The organism is Salibaculum sp., from assembly GCF_035270045.1.
Taxonomy (GTDB): domain Bacteria; phylum Pseudomonadota; class Alphaproteobacteria; order Rhodobacterales; family Rhodobacteraceae; genus Salibaculum.
In genome coordinates, this window is record NZ_DATFIP010000038.1 from 34,177 (window position 1) to 56,719 (window position 22,543).

Consider the following 22,543-nt stretch of genomic DNA (forward strand, 5'->3'; position numbering starts at 1 on the left):
CATGCTCACCAGAAAGCAGCTTGATCTCTTGGCCTTCATCCATGCGCGCGTGCAGCGTGACGGGGTTCCACCTTCCTTTGACGAGATGAAAGAGGCGCTCGACCTGCGCTCCAAATCCGGGATCCACCGCCTGATCACGGCCCTGGAAGAGCGTGGCTTCGTTCGCCGGCTAGCGCATCGCGCCCGGGCGCTGGAAATCATCAAGCTGCCCGAGTCGCTGGAACAGAAGACGGGATTTTCGCCGCGCGTGATCGAGGGCGACCAGCCTGACAGCGGCCCCGGACAAGCGCGCAAGGACATCCCTGCCAATGCCATGACGGTCGAGGCCGCGGGCGCGATCGATCTGCCCGTCATGGGCCGGATCGCCGCCGGTGTGCCGATCGCGGCCATTTCCGAGGTGTCGCACAATGTGGCTGTCCCGCACAGCATGATCGGCGCGGGCGAGCATTACGCGCTCGAGGTCAAGGGCGACTCGATGATCGACGCCGGCATCAATGACGGGGACGTCGTGATCATCCGTGAGACCGCCACCGCCGATACCGGCGATATCGTTGTCGCGCTGGTGGAGGATGCCGAGGCGACGCTGAAACGCTTTCGCCGCTCCGGCAGCACCATCGCTCTCGAAGCCGCGAACCCGGCCTATGAAACCCGGCTGTTCCGTGATGACCAGGTCAAGGTCCAGGGGCGGCTGGTGGGCCTGATCCGCACCTACTGAGCCGGCGGGGGATCGCGCTGCCCCAGGCGGCAACCCGTCCGCGATGATGGGGCGGGACGTGGCACTGCCCCGCCCATCCCGACCGTTTGCCCCCCTTGTCCGCGTTATCGCCAAGCCGGAAGGGTAGCATTCCGGGCCCTTGCGCTTGTCCAGAGCCGGTCGCCGCTGCGGTCCCGCACGCTGACCAGCTCCAGCGCCTCGTTGCGCAAATAGCCGGCCACCGCGCCAACATCGCGAAGGCGCGCAATGTCCAGCACGGTGCAGTCCCGGCCCGGCCCGACCCGCTGGTTCGACACCAGGATCGCGGCCCCGTCGCAGTCCGCGACTTCGGCCAGCGCCATCTTGCCGCGCACCGCGACAACACTGGTTGCGCCGATCTGCATCTCCTGGCGGCGGCTGGCGATCCGCATTCCCGGCCGTTCATGGGCCTGCGCCTGCGCGACTGGCGCGCCGTCGTTTTCCAGCCAGGCGCGCGCCGCGAAACCGTCGCCGCGTGGCTTGGACAGGGCCCGCCCCTCAGGACCCATGACCCCCACCAACGTCCCGCTGTCGGCCACCAGCAGCGCGGGACGCTCGGTTCCGGCCCAAACCAGTCCGGCAAGCACCATCGGAGCCAGCCCGGCCAGTCGCCCGTGCCCCTGCCAGAGGATCACCACAAGCGCCCCAACCGCCATCAGCCCCAGCACCGGCGGCGCGGGGCTGTGAACATGACCGACCGCCCCCTCCAGCCCGGCAACCCGATCGGCCACCACGAGGATCCAGCGGATGCCCAGCCCCATCACCCAGAGCCCAACCACGGACAGTCCAATCGGTGCCAGGACCACGGCCAGGACCGCCGCCGGCATCACCACCGTGCCCATCACCGGCACCGCCAGCACGTTGGCCAGGAGCCCATAGTGCGACACCTGGTTGAAATGTGCCGCAGCGAAGGGCGCCGTCGCCAGACCCGCCACCAGCGAGGACAGCACGACCCCCAGCACCGGGCGCAGTCGCCTCGGGAGCCGGTCCATGTCGACGCGGCGCAGCCACCCGAAGACGGCGACAAGCGCCGCGGTGGCGGCAAAGGACATCTGGAACCCCGGTCCGGACAATGCTTCGGGCCGCAGCACCAGCACGATCATGGCCGCGATGGCGACAGCACGCAGGGTCAGCGCACGCCGGTCCAGCATGACGGCGACCAGCATCACGCCAACCATGATGAAGGCCCGTTCCGTTGCCACGTTACCGCCCGACATCGCGTAGTAGCCGGCCGCCACCAGCAGCGCGCCCATTGCGGCGTATTTCTTGGCCGGGCGGCGCAGGGTGAACCCGGGCCAGAGCAGCAGCGCGTGGCGGATCACCGAGAAGACGAAGCCTGTGAGCAGGCCCATGTGCAAACCGGATATGGCCAGCAGGTGCGCCAGGTTTGCCGCGCGCAAATCCTCGATCACGTCCTGCCCGATGGCCGACCGGTCGCCGGTCATGATGGCCGCGGCAAAGGCGCCGCGCTCGTCGGGCAAGGCCTCTTGAACCCAGGCCGAGATCGCGACCCGCAGGCGGTAGATCGCCAGCCCCGCCGATTCCGCGTCGGCGGCGCGGGCCAGCAGCACCGGTGTTCGGGTATAGCCCACCGCGCCGAGCTTCTCGAACCAGGCCATGCGGCGGAAGTCGAAACCACCCGGTTCCACCGGGCCGGCGGGCGGCGAAAGATGCCCGGTCAGGATCACTGTCTGCCCCGGGGCCGGGTCCAGGAAACCCTGCCGTCCGTGCAGAGAGACGCGGACGCGGGCGGGTGTCCGGGCGGGCGACATGTTGCGCAGCACCACGCTATCCAGCATCAGGCGTCGCGCATCGCTGGCCGATCGGTCGATCTCGACCACGCGGCCCTCGATGGGGCCGTAATAGCGAAAGTCCAGCACGGGTTCGGCCACGGCGTGGGCTCGGACCCCGGCGACGACCAGGCCGGCCAGAACCAGCGCCGCGGCCATGGGCAGCACCCGCAGACCGTCGGGCAACCAGCGCCGCACCAGCACGCAGACCAGGGTGGCAAGCGCAACTCCCCCGTAAACCGCCACGGCCGGCTCGACCCGCAACCCGAAATAGAGCGCGATCCCCGCGCCGAAGAACACCGGAACCCATCCGAAAAGATGCCCCTGCTGCCCCAGCAGCCCGCGATCCAGCCAAGTCAGAAGGCGCACTTGTCCCCGCCCTTCAGCCCGAGTATGCCCCCGCTGACGCTACGACCCCATGGTTAGCGAAAGGTTAACGGGAAAGGTTGACAGGAATGGCAGAGCACAGCGCCACCGGACAGGTTGTCACACGCATTGCCCCTTCGCCCACCGGCGAGATGCACATCGGGACCGCGCGCACGGCGCTGTTCAACTGGCTTTACGCCCGTGGCCGGGGCGGCAAGTTCCTGCTGCGCATCGAGGACACGGACCGCGCGCGCTCCACCCCCGAAGCGACCGAGGCGATCCTGCGGGGCCTGGATTGGCTGGGCCTCGACCACGACGAGGCGCCCTACAGCCAGCACGCCCGCGCCGCGCGCCATGCCGAGGTCGCCCGCGAGATGCTGGCCAAGGGCCAGGCCTACAAGTGCTTTGCCACGCAAGAGGAGATCCAGGCCTTTCGCGACGCGGCGCGCGCGGCCGGAAACTCCACCCTCTACCGCTCGCCCTGGCGCGACGCGGACCCGGCCACTCATCCTGACGGTCCCTACGTGATCCGCGTCAAGGCACCGCAAAGTGGCGAAACGGTGATCGACGACCAGGTCCAGGGCCGGGTCACCATCCGCAACGACCAGCTGGACGACATGGTGATCCTGCGCTCGGACGGCAGCCCGACCTACATGCTGGCGGTTGTGGTCGACGACCACGACATGGGCGTGACCCACGTGATCCGGGGCGACGACCACCTGAACAATGCCGCGCGCCAGATGACGATCTACGCGGCCATGGGCTGGCCCCTGCCCGTCTACGCGCATATCCCGCTGATCTTCGGGCCCGACGGCAAGAAACTCTCGAAACGCCACGGGGCGACCGGCGTGGCCGAATACCGCGACATGGGCTACCCGGCTGCCGGCATGCGCAACTATCTCGCGCGGCTTGGCTGGGCCCATGGCGACGATGAATTCTTCACCGATGACCAGGCCCAGGCGTGGTTCGATCTGGATGGGATCAACAAGGCCCCGGCCCGGTTCGATTTCAAGAAGCTGGCCAATATCTGCGGCCAGCACATCGCCGCGATGTCGGATGCTGCGCTGCTGCAAGACCTCGATGCCTTTCTTGCCGCAACGGGGGCCGGACAGTTGACCTGCCCGCAACGGAACGCGATGTCGCAAGCCATGCCAAGCCTAAAGGAACGGGCCAAGACCTACCCTGAACTTCTTGAAAAAGCGCATTTTTGCCTCACATCGCGCCCCATCGTTCCCGACGAAAAGGCCGCGGCGGCCCTTGATGATGTATCCCGTGGTATACTGTTGGAATTGACGCCGCAGCTGCAAACTGCTAGCTGGACGCGAGATGCGCTGGAGGCGCTCGTGGGCGAAGTGGCACAGGCACACGAGACCAAGCTCGGCAAGCTGGCCGGACCGCTCAGGGCGGCACTGGCCGGGCGGACGGTGTCCCCCAGCGTATTCGACATGATGCTTGTCCTGGGCCGTGCGGAGACCATCGCCCGCCTCGAGGACGCGACCGGCTGAACCCTTTTCGTCATGATCGACGGATATCGAGGCCGGTCCGGTGAAAACGCGACGCCCGACCTGCGGGCGTGCCCTTGCAACAAAGGAAACCGCCATGGCCGACACCACCAAGACCGCGACCCTGACGATCGACGGCAAAGACTACGAGCTGCCCGTGCACTCGCCCACCGCCGGACCGGATGTCGTGGACATCCGCAAGCTCTATGGCCAGGCCGGGGTCTTCACCTATGACCCGGGTTTCACCTCGACCGCCTCGTGCGACAGCACCATCACCTACATCGACGGGGACGCGGGTGTCCTGACCCACCGCGGCTATCCCATCGACCAGCTGGCCGGCAAGTCGCATTTCCTAGAGGTCTGTTTCCTGCTGCTTTACGGCTATCTGCCCAAGGCCGAGGAACTGGAGGATTTCGAGACCACGGTCACCCGCCACACCATGATCCACGAGCAGATGCACAACTTCTTCCGTGGTTTCCGCCGCGATGCACATCCGATGGCGACGATGGTCGGGGTCGTGGGCGCCATGTCGGCCTTCTATCACGACAGCACCGACATTTCCGACGAACGCCAGCGCGAGATCGCCTCGTTCCGGCTGATCGCCAAGATGCCGACGATCGCGGCCATGGCCTACAAGTATTCCGTGGGCCAGCCCTTCGTCTATCCGCGCAACGATCTCGATTACGCGGCCAATTTCCTGCACATGTGCTTCTCGGTCCCGGCCGAGGAATATCACGTCGACCCGATCCTCGCGCGGGCCATGGACCGGATATTCACGCTGCATGCCGACCACGAGCAGAACGCCTCGACCTCGACCGTGCGGCTGGCGTCCAGTTCCGGCGCCAATCCCTTTGCCTGTGTCGCCGCCGGCATCGCCTGCCTTTGGGGGCCGGCCCATGGCGGGGCCAACCAGGCCTGCCTGGAGATGCTCAAGGAAATCGGAACGCCTGACCAGATCCCCGAGTATATCGCCCGGGCCAAGGACAAGAACGACCCCTTCCGCCTGATGGGCTTCGGGCACCGGGTCTACAAGAACTTCGACCCGCGCGCGAAGGTCATGAAGCAGTCTGCGGACGAGGTGCTCGACCTCTTGGGCATCGAGGACAACCCGACGCTTCAGGTCGCCAAGGAACTGGAAAAGGCCGCGTTGGACGATCCTTATTTCACCGAGAAGAAGCTCTTCCCGAACGTGGATTTCTATTCCGGGATCATCCTCGAGGCCATGGGCTTTCCCACCGCCATGTTCACGCCCATCTTCGCGCTGTCGCGCACCGTCGGCTGGGTCAGCCAGTGGAAGGAACAGCTGTCCGATCCACAGATGAAGATCGGCCGGCCGCGGCAACTCTACCAGGGCGCCGACCTGCGCGACTACGTGGATATCGAAAACCGCTGATCCTTCGGGACAGGCGATGCGAAAGGGCCGCCCGCGATGGCGGCCCTTTTTTCGTTGCCACCCTCGGGGCGCGCCCTGGCCTGGCGCGGCCCTAACGCCCCTCGTAATTCGCCGGGCGCTTTTCAAGGAAGGCCAGCACGCCTTCCTTGAAGTCGCGGGTCTTGCCGCATTCACCCTGTAGCCGGGCCTCCAGAAGCAACTGTTCGTCCAGCGTGTTCGCCGAGCTTTCGCGGATAGCGGTCTTGAGGTGACGATAGGCCTGCGTCGGACCCTTTGCCAGGTGCGCCACGCGGCCGGCCAGGTGATCCTCGAACTGCGCCACCGGGACCGCTTCGTAGATCATGCCCCAGTCAGCGGCCTGGCGCCCGCTGATCTTGTCGGCGAAGAGCGCTGCGCCCATGGCCTTGGCCGCACCCATCTGCCTTGGCAGCCAATAGGTCCCGCCCGCGTCCGGGATCAGACCGATGCGGGTAAAGGCCTGGATGAAGCTCGCCTCTTCGGCGGCGATTACAACGTCGGCGGCCAGCGCAAGGTTGGCACCGGCCCCGGCGGCGGCACCGTGAACTGCGGCAATGGTCGGAACGGGACAGTCGAAAATGGTGCGCAACATGGGAACGTATTCGTCGCGCAGGGTACGCTCCAGGTCGAGGTTGGCCGCGCTGCCCCCATCGCCCAGATCCTGCCCCGAACAGAAGGCCTCGCCCGCCCCGCGCATCACCAGAACGCGCGCCTCGGTCGCCGCGGCCTTGACCGCGTGGGTGATCTCGGCCCGCATCTGTGTGTTCAGCGCGTTCATCACCTGCGGCCGGTTCAACGTCAGGGTTGCTGCCCCGTCCGCGATCTCCAGCCGGATCGTCTGGTAGTCCATGCCAAGTGCCCTTTCCCGGTGCTCTTTCGCGTGATCTGGTGGCACTCTAATGATCCGAGCGGGTCCGAAAACCCGAAACCCTGCGTCAGGACCGCATGATTTCATCCAGCCGGGCCTGTTCGTCATCCGACAGTGCCTCGGGCGCCTTGGCCGCGGCACGCGCCCGCACGCTGGCATACCCCACACCGGCAGCCAGCAGCAACAGGATCGGCCCGGCCAGCCACAGGACAAGGTTCGCCCCTTCCTTGGGGGGGCTGAGCAGGATGTATTCGCCGTAGCGATCCACCAGGAACTGCACCGCCGCCTCGTCGCTGTCGCCAGCTTTCAGGCGGTCGCGCAGCAGGACGCGCAGGTCGCTGCTGATTCCCGCGTTGCTTTCGTCGATGCTCTCGTTCTGGCAGACCGGGCAGCGCAGGCCGCCCGACAGGTCGCGCGCACGCTCTTCCAGCGCCGGATCGTCCAGCACCTCGTCGGGCTGAACGGCCCAGGCGGGCGCCGCCAGCAGGACCAGGATCAGGACCAGGCGCCTCATTCCGCGGGGACCCCGCCCGTCGGGGAAGGCTTGCGCTTGGTGGCACCGGCGGCCACGCGCAGGCGACGGTCAGACAGGCTGAACAGCCCCCCGATGGCCATGAGGATGGAACCGCCCCATATCCAGTTGGCGAAAGGCTTGATATAGGTCCGCACGGCCCAGCCCCCGGCGTTCTGCGGATCGCCGATCACCAGGTAGACGTCGCGCAGCACGCCGTTTCGAATGCCCGCCTCGGTCGTGGGCATATCGGCCACCGGGTAGATGCGCTTTTCGGGGTGGACGACGCCGACCTCGCGCCCGTTGCGATAGATGGCCATGTCGGCCTTGGTGGCCACGTAGTTCGGACCCTGCTCGCGGTAGACGTCCAGCAGCTCGACCTCGTGGATTCCGACCTGCCAACGGTCGCCGATATTGGCAACGCGGATGTCCTCATCCTCCCAAGCCATGAGGCCCGCCACGGCGAAGACGGTGATACCCATCCCGCTATGGGCCACGAACTTGCCCCAGTCGGCCCGCGGCAGGCGCGTCAACCGGCCCAGCCGCGTCGTCAGCCCCTGCCGTCCGGTGCGCTGCCACAGGTCCGTTGCAGCGCCACCCACGACCCAGACACCGAGCGCGACGCCAACCGGGCCAAGCGCGCTGCGCCCGGTCTGCATGGCAAAGGCCAACGCGCCCAGGGCCACGGCCAGAACGGCCACTGGCCAGAGCGGGGTAAACGCCTTCTTCACGCTGCCGCGTTTCCAGGCCAGCATCGCGCCCACCGGAAGGATCAGCGACAGCGCCACGAAGAAGGGCGAGAAGGCGGCGTTGAAGAAGGGTGCGCCAACCGACAACACCCTCCCCAGAACCATTTCCGCGAAGACGGGCCAAAGTGTACCGATGAAGACCACGAAGGCCGAGACGGCCAGAAGCACATTGTTGGCCACCAGCGCGCTTTCGCGGCTGACCATGGAAAATACGCCCTTGGCCTCCATCGCCGACGCGCGCACGGCAAAGAGCGTGAGCGCTCCACCCACGAAACCACCGAAGATCATCAGGATGAAGACCCCGCGTTCGGGGTCGTTGGCAAAGGCATGCACCGAGGTCAGCACGCCCGACCGCACGATGAAGGTGCCCAGCAGCGAGAAACCGAAGGCAAGGATCGCCAGCAGGATGGTCCAGGCTTTCAGCGCCTCGCGTTTTTCCACCACGATGGCCGAATGCAGCAGGGCCGCGGCCAGCAGCCAGGGCATGAAGCTGGCATTCTCCACCGGGTCCCAGAACCAGAAGCCACCCCAGCCCAGTTCGTAATAAGCCCACCAGGACCCCAGCGCGATACCCACGGTCAGAAACAACCAGGCCGCCAGCGTCCAGGGTCGCACCCAGCGGCCCCAGGCGGCGTCCACCTTGCCTTCCAGCAGGGCCGCGATGGCGAAGGAAAAGGTCATCGAGAGTCCCACGTAGCCGAGGTAGAGGAACGGCGGGTGGAAGGCCAAACCGGGGTCTTGCAGCAGCGGGTTGAGGTCCTGCCCGTCAAAGGGCGGCACCTGCATCCGCAGGAAGGGATTGGAGGTCAGCAGGATGAAGGCGTAGAAGGCCACCGTGACCAGCGCCTGAACCCCGAGCACCCGGGCGCGCAGAGAGGCCGGCAGGTTCGATCCGAACCAACTGGCACAGGCCCCGAACAGTGCGAGCGTCAGCACCCAGAGCAACATCGACCCTTCGTGATTCCCCCAGACGCCGGTGATCTTGTAGAGCATCGGCTTGTCGGAATGCGAATTCAGGAAGACCAGCCGCAGCGAGAAATCCGAGACCACGAAGGCATAGGTCAGCGCGGCAAAGGAAAAGCCCACGAGGATGAACTGCACCGTCGCGGCGGGATCCCCCAGCGCCATCCAGCTGCGCCATCCCTTGTGCGCACCCACCAGTGGCACGACGGTTTGAAAGACCGCGACCAGCGCGGCGAGAATCAGGGCGAAGTGTCCAAGCTCGGTAATCATGGAGATCACTATAATGCCTGTGGCGCACCGCGCCATAGCCAGTCGTCGGTCAAAGCGTCACGGTCGAGTGATGGGCCTACCGGGGGCGCCCGCCCTGCCACTCGGCCAGCGCCGGGTTCGGCGCGGCGTCGATCACCGACGCGGCATCAACGTCCTCCGGACCGGCCGGGGCCCTGGCGCGCATTGCCTCAAGCCGCGCGGTGTTGTCGATCACAGCGGGCACCCGCGACAGGGTTTGCGCGATAGAGGACTGGAAGCGCTGCGAATGGGCCTGGTGGCGCGCGCCGAAATAGAAGCTCACGATGGCCCCCATCAACCACCAGAGTGGTTCGGGCACGACGGCGATGCCCTGCATCCGGCTGGCAAACCAGAGCGGATCAACCATCGCCACCACGAACAGCCCGATGGTGCCGAAGGCCAGCAGCGGACGCGGCAGCCGGTTCAGCCCGTTCATGAACCTGTCGAACCGCCCCGGGCGCGGGTGCTCGAATTCCTGCGCCAACTGGCGCAGCGTGTCCCGGCGCAACCGGGTCTCGCGATCTGCCGCCGCTTCGGTGTTCTCGCGAAAGACCTCGGCGGTTTCCCGAATGATGTTGCGCCCGTCGTCGAAGAATAGCGAAAAGACGCGTTCGATCAGCCCCATGGCGCCACCCGCTCGCGGTGCTGCGCGTCGGTCAGGTGAAAGCGGGGCGAGATGAACTCCTCGGCGCGGCGAATCCAGCCCCCCTTGCCGCCATCACGCCGCCGCGCGTATTTCCGCGACGCGGGCCGGCGGTCGGCCAGCGCATAGTAGTAGTTGCGACGCGCGATACCATAGGCATCGGCAAAATGGTCGGGGGCGGCCGCCAAGGCGGCGCGCGCGGCGGCGACCGTTTGCGGCCCGATCACCCCGTCCACATCGACGGTGATGCGCATGTCATTGAGAAGACGCTGCAAGATGCGCACGGCGTTGGCGCCCGCATTGACATACATGTCGAATACGGACGGCTGGATGTCCTTGGGCAGACGATCGATCCGCGTCCCATGGTAGTAGTGGCGCACGAAGATCCCGATGGCCTGCTCGCGCGACAGCGCGCGCACGTCTCCTGCCGTGACTTGGCCGTCGTCATCCAGGTCCAGACCCAGCCGGCGCATCGTGTGGATGGTGACCCCGTGATTGGTCGCGCCGCCGGGGTCGTCAGGATCGTTCACGTAGCCGCCTTCGCGGGCGACAATCTCCTCGGCGATCTCTTGCACGTTCTGCATGGCCTTTTCCCCAGTTGACTGGGGCAAAAGGCTGCATGCCCGTGGTTAATTGATTGCTGCCGCGCCGTCCTGGTGCGGGTAGACACCCTGTTCCTTGAGACTGTCGACCAATTCTGCGGGCATGTAATCCTCATCGTGTTTTGCAAGGATTTCAACGGCTTCAAAGGTTCCGTTCACGTAATGCCCCTGTCCGACCATGCCTTGGCCCTCTTCGAAGAGGTCCGGAAGGATGCCGTCGTATGTGACCGGCACGGTGGCGCCGCCATCGGTGACCGAGAAGCGGACCTGCGTGCCCTCGCCGCGCACGATCGACCCGTCGGCCACCAGTCCGCCGATGCGGAACAGCTCGGTCTCGGCGGGCGGTTCGGCCACCACCTCGGCGGGCGAGCGGAAATAGTTGATCCCGTCACGGAAGCCGTAACCGACCAGCCCGACAGAAAGGGTCAGCGCGACGAAGGCCACGAGGATCACCTGGATGCGGCGCTGTTTCTTGAGGGATTTCATACCGGCCATGTCCTTGCCCCTTCACGGAAAGACCGGGGCCAGCATCAGCCCCGCGGTTTCATCAAGCCCCAGCATCAGGTTGGCGTTCTGGATCGCCTGCCCGCTGGACCCCTTGGTCAGATTGTCGATCACGCCGACGATGATAGCACGATTCGCGCGCCGGTCAGCCACGACGCCGATATGGCACAGGTTTGATCCGCGCACGTCCTTCATGCCCGGCACCTGCCCCATGGGCAGGACGTGCAGGAACGGTTCACCCCCGTAGCGATCGGCCAGCGCGCGGTGCACCGCGGCCGGGTCGCCCTCGACATAGGCCGTGGCGAGGATGCCCCGGCTCGCCGGTACGAGGTGCGGGGTGAACTGCACCTCGACCCTCCGGCCCGCGGCGGCGGAAAACTCCTGGTCGAACTCGCCAAGGTGGCGGTGCCTGCCGCCCACGGCGTAGGCACCGACGTTCTCGACCATCTCGGCGGTCAGCAGGTGCTCGCGGGCCGCACGGCCCGCGCCCGAGGCGCCGACCTTCAGGTCAAGGATGATCCGGTCCAGGTCGATCACCCCGGCCTCGATCAGGGGGCGCAGGATGAACTGCCCGGTCGCGGCGTTGCAGCCGGTTCCGGCAACCAGCCGTGCGCGGGCGATGTGCCCACGGTAGAACTCGGTCAGGCCATAGACCGCCTGCCGCTGCATCTCGGGCGCCGCATGGGGCTTGCCATACCATTTCTCGTACTCCTCCGGGTCTCGCAGGCGGAAATCGGCCGACAGGTCCACAACCCGGACATGGCCGGGCAGGTCGGCCACGACCGCCTGCGAGGTCGCATGCGGCAACGCGCAGAAGGCAAGGTCTATGCCGCTGAAATCGACCTGCTGGATCGTGGTCACGTGCGGCAGGTCGAGGTGGCGCAAATGTGGATAGACATCGGCCATGGCCCGCCCGGCCTTCGAATTGCCCGACAGCGCGCCAACCTTCAGCGCCGGGTGGCTGGCGATCAGGCGGACCAGTTCCGCACCCGTGTAGCCGGACGCGCCAAGAATTGCGACGTTGTGGGTCATGTCAGTCCTTTGTCAGAAGGCAAGTAGGGGCGGGCGAAGGGTCGCGCAAGGTGGCATCACGCCGCGTCGAAGGCGACTTCACGCCGCAGGAACCGCGTCGCGCCCGCCGAAACCTTCTTGGGGTCCCCCGTGGTCAGGAAACCGCCCGTCTCACCCGGTCCGACCATGGCCGGATGACGCTCCAGGTAGTCGGCCAGGCTGTCGGCCACCAGGTTGGCCTGGCTGAAAACCGCGACATCGGCCCCCAGGGCCGCCTGGAACTGTTCCTGCATGATCGGGTAATGCGTGCAGCCCAGGATGGCGGCATCCGGGTCCGGCATCTTGCGCTTGAGCGCGTCCACGTGGCTGGTGACCAGCGCCTCGGCCAGGATCATGTCGCCCTCCTCGATGGCATCGACGACGCCGCCGCAGGCCTGCGCCTCGACATCGACCCCGATCGCGCGAAAGGCCAGTTCGCGCTGAAAGGCGCGGCTGGACACCGTCGCGGGCGTCGCGAAAAGCGCCACATGCTTGACCGCGACCTCGCGCGGGGGGGAATTGTCGCCCCACTTGCGCTCGGTCAGCGCCTCGATCAGCGGCACGAAAACCCCCAGGACCCGCTTGTCGCGCGGCACCCAGCCGTCCTGCATCCGGCGCAGGGCCGCGGCGCTGGCGGTGTTGCAGGCCAGGATCACGAGGTCGCAGCCTTCGTCGAACAGTCGCTGAACCCCGCGCGTCGTCAGCTCGTAGATGTCCTGCGGATCGCGAACACCGTAGGGCGTGTGGGCGCTGTCGGCATAGTAGACAAAGGGAACCCCCGGCAAACGCTTGCTTACCGCGTCCAGAACCGTCAGCCCGCCCAGGCCGCTGTCAAATATGCCTACCGCCATTGTCGCCTGTCCTGCCTGCCTGGGCCCCGTCTGCCTGGGCCCTGTGCCTGTCATCATACTCGAACCCGATGGCATCAGCGGCCAAAGGGCTTGGCGAAAGCTCATACGTCGCCTTGCGCAGGAAATCCATCATGGCTTTGGGGTCCGAACGCAAGGGGTCCAGCCTGTCGACGGGGATGGGCCGGCCGATCACCACGCGCACCGTGCTTCCGACGCGGGCGCGGAATTCGCGGATCAGAAGCCCCATGCGCAGGGTGTAGTGCAGGTGGCTGGCAAGCTGGAAGAGGCGGCTGTTATGGCCCTCGAAATAGATGGGCACGACCTGCGCGTCGGACCGCGCGATCATCTTGGCGGTGAAAGTGCGCCAGGCCGGGTCCATGGGCCGGGCGAAGGGCTTGAGAGAGGTACTGACCGTGCCGCCGGGAAAGATCCCGATGGCCCCGCCTTCGCCGAGGTAACGCAGCGCCGCCTTGCGGGTCTCCATGTTGCGGCGCACAGCCTCCCTGGTCTCGTCGAAATCTATGGGCAGGATGACCCTCTCCAGATCCGGCGACTTGCGGAACACCTTGTGGGCCAGAACCCGGAAATCCCCGGCGCGGCGCTCCGACAGGATGCGTCCCAGCATCAAGCCGTCGAGGATGCCGTAGGGGTGATTGGCCACCATGACCAGCGGACCCTCGGCGGGAATGTCGTCAAGGCTGCCGCCCACCACCTCCAGCCGGATCTTGTAGCGCTCGCAGATGACCTGCCAGAAATCGCGGCCCCCGGCCACCTCCTGGGCATAGCCGCGCGCCTTGCGGATCAGGCGCAGCCGACCGGTGGCGTTTTCCATCACGCGGATCATGGCCCGCCCGGTACGCGACCGGGCGGAATGGGCATAGGAAATCTCGCGGGCTATGTGCTTGTCGCTCATGGCATCTGCCGGGCTAGTCTGTCGTCATGTCGGTTTACGCAGGGTGATGCAGAATAGCCAGCCTCCGTGACGCCTTGATAACACACCGTTACTCGGCCGCCTGCCTGTCCCCGTCAGGCGTACGCAGCACCGCCAGCAACTCCTCGCGGCGTTTCTCGGCGCTGGCGGCATTGGCCGCCTTGACCGGCCCGAAGCCGCGGATCGACAGCGGCAGCTCGGCCAGGGCCACGGCGGCCTCTCGCGTCTCGGGCCGCAGGAGGCGCCGCGCCTCGTCCATGTCCCGTTCATATTGGCTGATCAGGGCCCGCTCCATCCGGCGTTCTTCGGTGCGTGCGAAGGGATCGGCCCAGGTGCCGCGCAGGCGCCTGAGGCGGGCCAGCAGCGGGAAAAGGCGGTGCATCAGACGCTCACCGAATTCTTTCTTTAGCGGGCGGCCGCCCGGCCCTTGCCTGCTCAGCCCCGGCGGGGCGAGGTGATAGGTCAGCCGGATCTCGCCGCCCAACTCGGCCTCGGCCTTCCTGCGAGTGTCCAGGTGCAGACGCGCGACCTCGTATTCATCCTTGTAGGCCAGCAGCTTGTGATAGCCTTTCGCGACCGCCTCTTTCAGCGGCCCGTCGAAACGCGCGACGAAATCGGTGTAACGTTTCGCATAGGCGGCATCCTGGTAGGCGGTCAGATGCTGGGCGCGATGGGCGATTCTCTCGTCCAGCGTTTTCGGCTTTTCGACCACCTTGTCCTCCAGCAGCGCGGCCGCCTTCTCGGGCTCCAGCACGGCCCAACGGCCATAGTCGAAGGCTTGGGTGTTGCGGTCGACCGCGGCGCCGTTCAACGCGATCGCGCGCTTGATCGCCGACTCGCTGACCGGAATGCCGCCCATCTGCCAGCAAGCCCCGAAAACCATCATGTTCGAATAGATCGCGTCACCCAGCAGGTGACCGGCCAGGTCGTTGGCATCGAACATCGACAGCCGGTCTTGCAGGCGCGCCTGCAGCGCGTGTTGCAAGCGGTCGGTCGGCAGCTTGAAGTCCGTGTCGCGGGTGAAATCGCCGGTCATGACCTCGTGCGCGTTCACCACGGCGCGGGTGCGGCCCGGCGTCGTCAGACCCAGGGTCCTTGCGCCGGCGCTGACCACCAGGTCGCCGCCGATCAGCGTATCGCATTCACCGGTGGCCACGCGGATGGCCGCGATATCCTCGGCCGACTCGGCGATGCGGCAATGGATATGAACCGCCCCACCCTTTTGCGCCAGACCGGCCATCTCCATCATGCCAGCCGCCTTGCCGTCGACATGGGCGGCCATGGCCAGCACCGCGCCGATGGTCACGACGCCGGTGCCACCGACCCCGGTGATGACAACGTTGTGCGTGCCGTCGATCGCGGGTAGCTCGGGCGCGGGCAAATCAGGTAAATCCAGCCCGGTGCCCTCGTCGCGGCGCATTTGTGCGCCTTCAACGGTCACGAAGCTGGGGCAGAACCCCTTGAGGCAGGAAAAGTCCTTGTTGCAGCTTGACTGGTCGATGGCGCGCTTGCGGCCCAGCTCGGTCTCGACCGGCACGATCGAGACACAGTTCGACTGCACCCCGCAATCGCCGCAGCCCTCGCAGACATCGGTGTTGATGAAGACGCGACGGTCGGGGTCGGGAAACCGGCCGCGCTTGCGGCGGCGGCGTTTCTCGGCGGCACAGGTCTGGATATAGACGAGGGCCGAGACGCCCGGTACCTTGGACAGCCCCTTTTGCACCGCCTCCATCTCGTCGCGTTCATGCACGTGAACACCAGCAGGCAGGCTTTTGACATCAAATCCTTCCCTTGGGTCATGAACCACGGCCACGTCGCGCACCCCCATGGCCAGCAACTCGCGGCAGATCCGGTCCGGACCAAGGTCGCCGTCATTCTTCTGGCCGCCGGTCATGGCGACGGCGTCGTTGTAAAGAATCTTGTAGGTGATGTTGGTTCCGGCCATCAACGCGAAGCGGATCGCCTGCACGCCCGAGTGATTGTACGTGCCGTCTCCGAGGTTCTGGAAAACGTGGGGCCGCGTCGAGAACGGAGCCTCGCCCACCCAGTTCGCGCCCTCGCCGCCCATCTGGGTGAACCCGACCGTGTCGCGGTCCATCCATTGCACCATGTAGTGACAGCCGATCCCGGCATAGGCGCGCGACCCGTCTGGCACACTGGTCGAGCTGTTGTGCGGGCAACCGGAACAGAAATAGGGCAGCCGCGCCGCGATCTCTTCGGCGTTGTCGGCGCGGCGGGCCTCGGCCAGTTTCGCCAGCGCACCCTCTAGGGCGTCGGTTCGTCGGCCCTCTTCGATCAGGACCTGGCCAATCTTCTCGGCCACCCAGACCGGGTCCAGCGCGTAGCGGGTCGGGAACAATTCCTCGCGGCGGTCGCCGACATGGGACTTCCCCTTGTGCCAGCCATAGACGCGCTGTCCGCGGCGGTCATCGAAAATGGCCTCTTTTACCTGCACCTCGATCAGCTTGCGCTTTTCCTCGACGCAGATGATCAGGTCGAGCCCCTCGGCCCAGTCAAGAAACCCCTTCATGTCCATGGGCCAGACCTGCCCGACCTTGTAGGTCGTGACGCCCAACTGCGCGGCCTCGGCGGCGTCGATCCCCAGCAATGACAGCGCATGTTGCAGGTCGAGCCAGTTCTTGCCCGCGGCGACGAAACCGATTTTCGCGCCCGGCTTGCCCCAGACCCGCTTATCCATACCGTTGACGTGGGAAAACGCTTCGGCCGCGAAACGCTTGTGGTCGATCATCCGCGCTTCTTGCGCGACGGGCGTATCCACCAGACGGATGTTCAGCCCCCCCTCGGGCATGGAAATGTCGGGGGTCACGAAATGCGGCCGGAACGGGTCGCCCTCGACGACGCTCGTGACCTCGACCGTGTCCTTCATCGTCTTCAGGCCGACCCAGACCCCGGCAAAGCGGGACAGCGCCCAGCCGTAGAGCCCGTAGTCGAGGATTTCCTGCACCCCGGCGGGGCTGACAATGGGCATGTAGGCATCGACCATGGCCCAGTCGGACTGGTGCAGGGTTGTCGAGCTTTCACCGGTGTGATCGTCGCCCATGGCCATGAGGACGCCGCCATGAGGCGCTGTCCCGGCCATGTTGGCATGACGCATCACGTCGCCCGACCGGTCCACCCCCGGCCCCTTGCCATACCAGAGCCCGAAGACACCGTCATGCTTGCCCTCGCCGCGCAGGTCGGCCTGCTGACTGCCCCAGAGCGCGGTGGCGGCCAGGTCCTCGTTCAGACCCGGCTGGAACAGAACCTGCGCCTCGGCCAGCTCCTTTTGCGCGCGCTGCATCTGCAGGTCCACCGCCCCCAGCGGCGAGCCGCGATAACCCGTCACGTAACCGGCCGTATCCAGCCCCGCCGCCCGGTCCCGGGCCCGCTGCATCAGCATCAGCCGCACCAGCGCCTGGGTGCCGTTCAGCAACACCGGCGATTTCGACAGGTCGAACCGGTCGGAAAGGGATATGTCCTGCAGGCTCATCGGGCACCTCCTCGCCTCTGTCGAGCGTTACGGCAGCATAGGTCAAAAACACTGACCTACAAAGGATGAACCGTGCGACAATGTTCTTTGCAAAGACCATGACTCGCGGTGTAATGACCCAAAGGGAATGGTGGCACAGGCTTTCCGGAAGGAACGGCGATGGACTGGGACAAGCTACGAATCTTTCACGCGGTCGCCGATGCGGGCAGCCTGACCCATGCCGGCGACATGCTGCACCTGAGCCAGTCCGCCGTCTCGCGCCAGATCCGCGCCCTTGAGGACTCGCTGAACACCACCCTGTTCCACCGCCACGCGCGGGGGTTGATTCTCACCGAGCAGGGCGAGCTGCTGTTCGACGCCACCCGGGCCATGACACGCAGGCTCGATGCCGCGTCGGCCCGGATCAAGGACAGCGAGGAAGAGGTCTTCGGCGAGTTGAAGGTCACCACGACAACCGGCTTCGGCACGCTCTGGCTGGCGCCGCGTCTTCCCACGCTCTACAAGAAATATCCCGACCTCAATATCGACCTGATGCTCGAGGAACGTGTGCTTGACCTGCCCATGCGCGAGGCCGACGTGGCCATCCGCATGAAGGAACCAAGCCAGGCCGACCTGATCCGCAAGCGGCTGATGTCGGTGCGTATGCGGCTCTACGCGACGGATGCCTACCTTGACGCCGCCGCCCCCATCGACCGGCTCGACCAAATCGGCGCGCACCGGCTCATATGCCAGAGTCCCAACGCCTTCCAGGTCGCCGCGGGTGCGACTCTCGTGCAACACTTGCTGACCTACGACACGCCGAAACTTCTGCATGTGAACAACTATTTCGGGGTCCTTCAGGCGGTGCAATCGGATCTCGGGATCGGCGTCCTGCCGGACTACGTGGCGGAATTCACGCCCCGCCTGCGCCGCGTCCTGCACGAGGTGGAAAGCGGTGAAGTCCCTGTTTTTCTTGCTTATCCCGAGGAATTGCGCCAGTCCAAGCGGGTCATGGCCTTCCGCGATTTCGTGCAGGAGGAAATCGTCGCCCATCGCCGCCGGGTGCGCGAGGAAATCGTCTGACAGGACCCGGAGCCGCTTCGCGGGGCAAAGCCATGCGTCACGCGCATGGCGGCGTTGTCATTTTGATGCAGCAATTAGGCTTGCACGAGTCAGAACCGCCGCCTAAATCCCCAATCGAAGCCGGTGATGCTGAAAAGCTCATCATCTTCATACCTCCCTGTTGGACTTCGCCGGGCCTTAGTGCCCGGCTTTTTTCTGTTTAGCGCCGCAAAAGCGTTCCGGGGCCCTGCGCCTGCACGCCCGACAACCGGAACATGTGCCAGCCCAGCACGAGGTTTGAACTCAGCACCGGCAAGCCGATCTCTGCCTCGATCGCGTCGATCACGCCGAAGCTGCGCAGGTTGGTGCATGACAGAAAGAGTGCCTCGGCCCCGCCGGTCCGCGCCAGATGCCGCGCCGCCGCCATGACCGACGCGCCATCGATGCGCGCCACGCGGGTTTCCTCGGCCTCGTCGAAACTGCCGAAAACGGGACTGTCCACGCCACGCGCGGCAAGGGCGCCGCGCAGGGTGTCCGAAACGGTTTCGGTGTAGGGTGACAGGAAGGCGAGCTTCGAGACGCCAAGATGCCCGCAGGCCGCGACGAGCGCCGACAGCGGCTCGGTCACGTGGCGGGTTTGGCACACCGCGGCGACCAGGGCCGCCACCTTCTCCGGCCCGATCACCGAGGCCCCCGAAGTGCAGGCATAACCGACCGCGTCGAAATGGATCGGCCGCGGCAGCCGACGGGCGGCAGCAGGCAGGTCATGCGCCATCCGCGCCAGCGTTTCAGGCGTGACCTCGGCCCCGCTCTCAACCCGGCTGTGATAAAGCGAGACGCCCGTATCGGGGACCAGGCGGCGGAACTCGTCCTCGATGGTTTCGTCCGATTGCAGCACAATCAGGCCTAGCGCGGCGTCGTGCCCCAGCGGACCGGCCAGGGAAAACGGAAAGGGCTCCCGCATGGGTCAGATCCTTGTCAGCGGCCCCTGCGCGCGGGGCGACAGGATCTCCGCGCCGTCGTCACGCAGCACGAGGTTCTCTTCGTGGACCAGCAGGCCGCCACCCGGCACTCCCACCGAGGGTTCCAGCGCGAGGACCATGCCCGGCCGCAGCACCGTCCGATCCGCGGCGGTGAGCGAGGGCCATTCAGTCAACTGCATCCCCAGCCCGTGGCCCAGCCGCCCGGTCTCGCTCCCGCCCACGATCCGATCCATGGCGGCAAAGACATCGCAGGCCCGCGCCCCGGGTGTCGCGGCCTGCACCCCGGCCTCGGTGGCCTGCAACAGGCTGTCCCACGCGGCCTCCACCTGCGGCGCTGGCGTGCCCACCGCGTAGTTTCGGTCGAAGTCGCAGTAATAGCCGCCCACCACCAACCCGGTATCAAGCATAAGAACATCGCCCCGGGCCAGCGGCGCATCCGTGGCGGGGGAAATCACGTCGGCATAGCCCAGCGGCCCGGCCCCGCCCGCCAGATAGGGCACCCAGTCGGCGCCCTCTTCCAGGCAGAGCCGCTGAAAATCGCGAAAGACCCGCGCAAGGGGCACGCCCTCGCCGGCCACCTCGCCCACCCGGGCAAAGGCGCGCCCGGCAACGGCGCAGGCGGTGCGGATCGCCGCGATCTCGACCTCGGACTTGACCATGCGCAGGTCCCGCATGACGCCGGCGCCCTCGGCCATGCGTTCGACCCCCACAAGCGCGCAAAGCCGCCCGAAATCGGCCAGCGGCATCCGCAGGTGGGTGCCGTGCCCCGAGGGCGTCCCGATCAGGCCCTCCGGGGCGACCTCCCCGATGGTCTCGGCCAGCAGGCTGACACCGTCATCCCCGGGCGCGGGTGCGGGCCAGCAGCGGATATCCTCGATCCATGTCCTTTCCATAAGCGCACGCCCGATCGCGGGGATCACCGCCACAGGCTCGCCCGCCACCGGCACGACGAGGAACCAGGGCCGCGTCGGGCTTTCCCAGAACCGCGTCAGGAAACCCGTGAAATAGCGGATGTCCGGCTCGGTCGTCAGCAACAGTGCGCCAAGGCCCGCCTCGGCCATCAGGGCCTGGGCCCGGCCCAGCCGCCCGCGGTAGTCGGCGGCGGTGAAGCCGCTCATGCAGGCGCCTCGGACAGGACGCAGAGCACCCGCGCCCCGGCGGGCGGATCGGCCAACACTGCCGCCAGCCCGGCACCGCCCGAGCTGGTGGTGGCCAGTCCATGGGCTGCCAGAAGCGGCAGGACCGCCGCGCCCTCGGCTTCCGAAATCGTGACGAATCGATCGGCGTCCCGTGACAGGCCCCGCAGGGCGATGGCCGAGGGTGTCTTGCAGTCCAGCCGCCCCATGTGGCTGTCGGGGCCCTGGGTATCGATAACCCGGCCGGCCTGCAGGCTTCTTGTCAGGGCCGGCGCGGCCTCGGGTTCGACCACGACGATCTGCGGGGCGTTCCCCCAGGCCGCCCGGAAATGCGCGGCCGCCGCCGCGGCCAGCCCGCCAACCCCGGCCTGCAGGTAGATGTGCGTGGGCACCTCGGGCACCTGGCGCACCGTTTCGGCGGCCATGGCAAGGTAGCCCTCCATCAGCCGCCAGGGCAGGTCCGTGTAGCCCGCCCAGGAACTGTCCGACAGCAGGGTGAAGCCCTCGTCGCGCGCGGCGCGTTCGGCACCCGCCATGCTGGCGGCGTAATCACTGCCCTCGCGGCGCACCTCGGCGCCCTTGTCGCGCAGCCTTTGGGCAAAGCTTTCGGGCACCGTGTCGGCAAGGTAGACCACGGCGCGCGCGCCGAAGACCCGGGCCCCGGCGGCGACCGACATGCCGTGATTTCCGGCGCTGGCGGTGACATAGGTCCGCCCGGCCAGTGCCGTCGCCATGTCGTCCGCCCCGGTTTCAGCCGCCTGGTGTGCGATCACGTAAGCCGCCCCCAGCGCCTTGAAACTGCCCAGCCCCATGCGGGCGCGTTCATCCTTTACGTGGAGCTTGTCCACGCCCAATGACGCGGCCAGGCCTGTCGCGTCCACCAGCGGCGCAGGCGCCGCCGCGGGGCAGCGCGCGAGCAGGGCATCGACGGGGTCGGCATCGGTTGCCGGAGCCGGGGCATCGAAAACGGCCGCCCCTTGCAGACCCCCGCCCCTGTGAGGGTTGGGAAAAGTATCCATGCCGCATCACACTCCTGCCCGGCGGGTCCGGTCAAGCCATAGTTTCTGCCCGGCACCGCCCTGCCCGCATTGCTCCGGCCCGGTCCATGTCGTAAAGCGGCCCCGAACGGAGACCGAGGGGATCAAGCGCATCATGCAAGAGCCAGCCATCACGCCCGAGTTGATCGAGGCCCATGGCCTCAAGCCTGACGAATACGACCGCATCCTGGACATCATCGGGCGCGAGCCGACCTTCACCGAGCTTGGCATCTTCTCGGCCATGTGGAACGAGCACTGTTCCTACAAGTCGTCAAAGAAATGGCTGCGTACTCTGCCCACCGATGGCCCGCAGGTGATCTGCGGCCCCGGCGAGAACGCCGGAATCGTCGATATCGGCGACGGGCCGGATGGGACGAAGCTGGCCGTGGTCTTCAAGATGGAAAGCCACAACCACCCCAGCTACATTGAGCCCTACCAGGGTGCAGCGACCGGCGTTGGCGGCATCCTGCGCGATGTCTTCACCATGGGCGCGCGCCCCATCGCGGCGATGAATGCGCTGTCCTTCGGCGACCCCGACCATCCCCGGACCCGCACGCTGGTTCATGGCGTGGTCGAGGGCGTGGGCGGCTACGGCAACTGCTTCGGCGTGCCGACCGTGGGCGGCGAGGTCCGTTTTCATCCCGCCTACAACGGCAATTGCCTCGTCAATGCCTTCGCCGCCGGCTTGGTCGAGGCCGACAAGATCTATTATTCCGAGGCCTCGGGGGTGGGCATGCCGGTGGTCTACCTGGGCGCCAAGACGGGCCGCGACGGCGTTGGCGGGGCCACCATGGCCAGTGCCGAATTCGACCACACGATCGAGGAAAAACGCCCCACCGTGCAGGTCGGCGATCCCTTCACCGAGAAGCGCCTGATGGAGGCCACGCTGGAACTGATGGAAACCGGTGCGGTCATCTCCATCCAGGACATGGGCGCGGCGGGCCTGACCTGCTCGGCGGTCGAAATGGGTGACAAGGGCGGGTTGGGCGTCAAGCTGCAACTCGACGACGTTCCCCAGCGCGAAGACGCCATGACGGCCTACGAGATGATGCTGTCCGAATCCCAGGAACGCATGCTCATGGTGCTGCGCCCGG

At 66.6% G+C, this 22,543-nt stretch carries 19 protein-coding genes; 5 read left to right on the forward strand and 14 right to left on the reverse strand.

The annotated features are described in order from the left end of the window. Position 1 precedes the first annotated feature (1 nt). A complete protein-coding gene (gene lexA / locus VJ897_RS06350) occupies positions 2-715 on the forward strand; it encodes a transcriptional repressor LexA (protein ID WP_324054309.1) in 714 nt (237 codons plus the stop codon). Between the two features lie 104 nt (positions 716-819). Here the strand turns inward: lexA and VJ897_RS06355 are convergent, their stop codons facing one another. Then, entirely contained in the window at positions 820-2,892 is a 2,073-nt protein-coding gene (locus VJ897_RS06355) for a ComEC/Rec2 family competence protein (protein WP_324054311.1), read from the reverse strand. 86 nt (positions 2,893-2,978) lie between these two features. Here VJ897_RS06355 and gltX point away from each other — a divergent pair, with 86 nt between their 5' ends. Beyond that, entirely contained in the window at positions 2,979-4,394 is a 1,416-nt protein-coding gene (gltX, locus tag VJ897_RS06360) for a glutamate--tRNA ligase (RefSeq protein WP_324054313.1), read from the forward strand. Positions 4,395-4,488: 94 nt separating this feature from the next. Next, a complete protein-coding gene (gltA, locus tag VJ897_RS06365) occupies positions 4,489-5,784 on the forward strand; it encodes a citrate synthase (protein ID WP_324054314.1) in 1,296 nt (431 codons plus the stop codon). Positions 5,785-5,875: 91 nt separating this feature from the next. Here gltA and VJ897_RS06370 read toward each other — a convergent pair whose 3' ends face one another. The 10 genes from VJ897_RS06370 to VJ897_RS06415 all read right to left on the reverse strand — a co-directional run bounded on the left by VJ897_RS06370 (position 5,876) and on the right by VJ897_RS06415 (position 17,252). Then, positions 5,876-6,652, reverse strand: coding sequence for an enoyl-CoA hydratase-related protein (locus VJ897_RS06370; protein WP_324054316.1), 777 nt, complete (start codon positions 6,650-6,652; stop codon positions 5,876-5,878). Positions 6,653-6,737: 85 nt separating this feature from the next. Continuing rightward, positions 6,738-7,184 (reverse strand): cytochrome c-type biogenesis protein, encoded by a 447-nt coding sequence (locus VJ897_RS06375; protein WP_324054318.1) that lies wholly within the window; start codon positions 7,182-7,184, stop codon positions 6,738-6,740. After that, entirely contained in the window at positions 7,181-9,163 is a 1,983-nt protein-coding gene (locus VJ897_RS06380) for a heme lyase CcmF/NrfE family subunit (protein ID WP_324054320.1), read from the reverse strand. Before VJ897_RS06380 ends, VJ897_RS06375 begins: the two co-directional genes overlap by 4 nt. A 76-nt stretch (positions 9,164-9,239) precedes the next feature. Further along, positions 9,240-9,806 (reverse strand): holin family protein, encoded by a 567-nt coding sequence (locus tag VJ897_RS06385; protein ID WP_324054322.1) that lies wholly within the window; start codon positions 9,804-9,806, stop codon positions 9,240-9,242. Next, positions 9,797-10,408, reverse strand: a complete 612-nt coding sequence (locus tag VJ897_RS06390) for a holin-associated N-acetylmuramidase (RefSeq protein ID WP_324054324.1) — start codon at positions 10,406-10,408, stop codon at positions 9,797-9,799. The genes VJ897_RS06385 and VJ897_RS06390 overlap by 10 nt, the downstream gene beginning before the upstream one ends. Before the next feature lie 45 nt (positions 10,409-10,453). Beyond that, complete coding sequence (gene ccmE / locus VJ897_RS06395; protein ID WP_324054346.1) at positions 10,454-10,912, reverse strand: cytochrome c maturation protein CcmE; 459 nt, start codon at positions 10,910-10,912, stop codon at positions 10,454-10,456. A 21-nt stretch (positions 10,913-10,933) separates the two neighbouring features. Next, positions 10,934-11,962, reverse strand: a complete 1,029-nt coding sequence (gene argC / locus VJ897_RS06400; RefSeq protein ID WP_324054326.1) for an N-acetyl-gamma-glutamyl-phosphate reductase — start codon at positions 11,960-11,962, stop codon at positions 10,934-10,936. A gap of 56 nt (positions 11,963-12,018) precedes the next feature. Continuing rightward, complete coding sequence (locus VJ897_RS06405; protein WP_324054328.1) at positions 12,019-12,831, reverse strand: glutamate racemase; 813 nt, start codon at positions 12,829-12,831, stop codon at positions 12,019-12,021. Then, the gene (locus VJ897_RS06410; protein WP_324054330.1) at positions 12,812-13,744 is read right to left on the reverse strand and encodes a lysophospholipid acyltransferase family protein; all 933 of its coding nucleotides are present in this window, start codon (positions 13,742-13,744) and stop codon (positions 12,812-12,814) included. The genes VJ897_RS06405 and VJ897_RS06410 overlap by 20 nt, the downstream gene beginning before the upstream one ends. Positions 13,745-13,832: 88 nt before the next feature. Continuing rightward, the gene (locus tag VJ897_RS06415) at positions 13,833-17,252 is read right to left on the reverse strand and encodes an indolepyruvate ferredoxin oxidoreductase family protein (protein ID WP_324054332.1); all 3,420 of its coding nucleotides are present in this window, start codon (positions 17,250-17,252) and stop codon (positions 13,833-13,835) included. A 159-nt stretch (positions 17,253-17,411) separates the two neighbouring features. On the opposite strand from VJ897_RS06415, the gene VJ897_RS06420 reads away from it, so the two are divergent. Next, entirely contained in the window at positions 17,412-18,314 is a 903-nt protein-coding gene (locus VJ897_RS06420; RefSeq protein ID WP_324054334.1) for a LysR family transcriptional regulator, read from the forward strand. 199 nt (positions 18,315-18,513) lie between these two features. Here VJ897_RS06420 and VJ897_RS06425 read toward each other — a convergent pair whose 3' ends face one another. From VJ897_RS06425 to VJ897_RS06435, 3 genes are read right to left on the reverse strand one after another with little or no spacing between them, the layout of a single operon-like run. Then, entirely contained in the window at positions 18,514-19,257 is a 744-nt protein-coding gene (locus VJ897_RS06425) for a maleate cis-trans isomerase family protein (protein ID WP_324054336.1), read from the reverse strand. A gap of 3 nt (positions 19,258-19,260) precedes the next feature. Beyond that, on the reverse strand, positions 19,261-20,394 hold the full coding sequence (locus VJ897_RS06430) for a M24 family metallopeptidase (RefSeq protein WP_324054338.1): 1,134 nt from the start codon (positions 20,392-20,394) through the stop codon (positions 19,261-19,263). Next, positions 20,391-21,431 carry a pyridoxal-phosphate dependent enzyme gene (locus VJ897_RS06435; protein WP_324054340.1) on the reverse strand — a complete coding sequence of 347 codons (1,041 nt, stop codon included), beginning with the start codon at positions 21,429-21,431 and terminating at the stop codon, positions 20,391-20,393. The genes VJ897_RS06430 and VJ897_RS06435 overlap by 4 nt, the downstream gene beginning before the upstream one ends. Before the next feature lie 133 nt (positions 21,432-21,564). Between VJ897_RS06435 and VJ897_RS06440 the strand changes: the two genes are divergently transcribed. Then, a partial coding sequence (locus tag VJ897_RS06440; RefSeq protein WP_324054342.1) for an AIR synthase related protein occupies positions 21,565-22,543 on the forward strand: 979 nt, incomplete at its 3' end.

Excerpts from the sequence above, each read along its gene's own strand:
- VJ897_RS06410 (WP_324054330.1), bottom strand. The coding sequence starts at position 13,744 with ATGAGCGACAAGCACATAGCCCGCGAGATTTCCTATGCCCATTCCGCC.
- ccmE (WP_324054346.1), bottom strand. The coding sequence starts at position 10,912 with ATGAAATCCCTCAAGAAACAGCGCCGCATCCAGGTGATCCTCGTGGCC.
- VJ897_RS06425 (WP_324054336.1), bottom strand. The coding sequence starts at position 19,257 with ATGCGGGAGCCCTTTCCGTTTTCCCTGGCCGGTCCGCTGGGGCACGAC.
- argC (WP_324054326.1), bottom strand. The coding sequence starts at position 11,962 with ATGACCCACAACGTCGCAATTCTTGGCGCGTCCGGCTACACGGGTGCG.
- VJ897_RS06415 (WP_324054332.1), bottom strand. The coding sequence starts at position 17,252 with ATGAGCCTGCAGGACATATCCCTTTCCGACCGGTTCGACCTGTCGAAA.
- VJ897_RS06370 (WP_324054316.1), bottom strand. The coding sequence starts at position 6,652 with ATGGACTACCAGACGATCCGGCTGGAGATCGCGGACGGGGCAGCAACC.
- gltA (WP_324054314.1), top strand. The coding sequence starts at position 4,489 with ATGGCCGACACCACCAAGACCGCGACCCTGACGATCGACGGCAAAGAC.
- VJ897_RS06375 (WP_324054318.1), bottom strand. The coding sequence starts at position 7,184 with ATGAGGCGCCTGGTCCTGATCCTGGTCCTGCTGGCGGCGCCCGCCTGG.
- VJ897_RS06430 (WP_324054338.1), bottom strand. The coding sequence starts at position 20,394 with ATGAGCGGCTTCACCGCCGCCGACTACCGCGGGCGGCTGGGCCGGGCC.
- VJ897_RS06405 (WP_324054328.1), bottom strand. The coding sequence starts at position 12,831 with ATGGCGGTAGGCATATTTGACAGCGGCCTGGGCGGGCTGACGGTTCTG.
- VJ897_RS06390 (WP_324054324.1), bottom strand. The coding sequence starts at position 10,408 with ATGCAGAACGTGCAAGAGATCGCCGAGGAGATTGTCGCCCGCGAAGGC.
- VJ897_RS06420 (WP_324054334.1), top strand. The coding sequence starts at position 17,412 with ATGGACTGGGACAAGCTACGAATCTTTCACGCGGTCGCCGATGCGGGC.
- VJ897_RS06380 (WP_324054320.1), bottom strand. The coding sequence starts at position 9,163 with ATGATTACCGAGCTTGGACACTTCGCCCTGATTCTCGCCGCGCTGGTC.
- VJ897_RS06385 (WP_324054322.1), bottom strand. The coding sequence starts at position 9,806 with ATGGGGCTGATCGAACGCGTCTTTTCGCTATTCTTCGACGACGGGCGC.
- lexA (WP_324054309.1), top strand. The coding sequence starts at position 2 with ATGCTCACCAGAAAGCAGCTTGATCTCTTGGCCTTCATCCATGCGCGC.
- VJ897_RS06435 (WP_324054340.1), bottom strand. The coding sequence starts at position 21,431 with ATGGATACTTTTCCCAACCCTCACAGGGGCGGGGGTCTGCAAGGGGCG.
- gltX (WP_324054313.1), top strand. The coding sequence starts at position 2,979 with ATGGCAGAGCACAGCGCCACCGGACAGGTTGTCACACGCATTGCCCCT.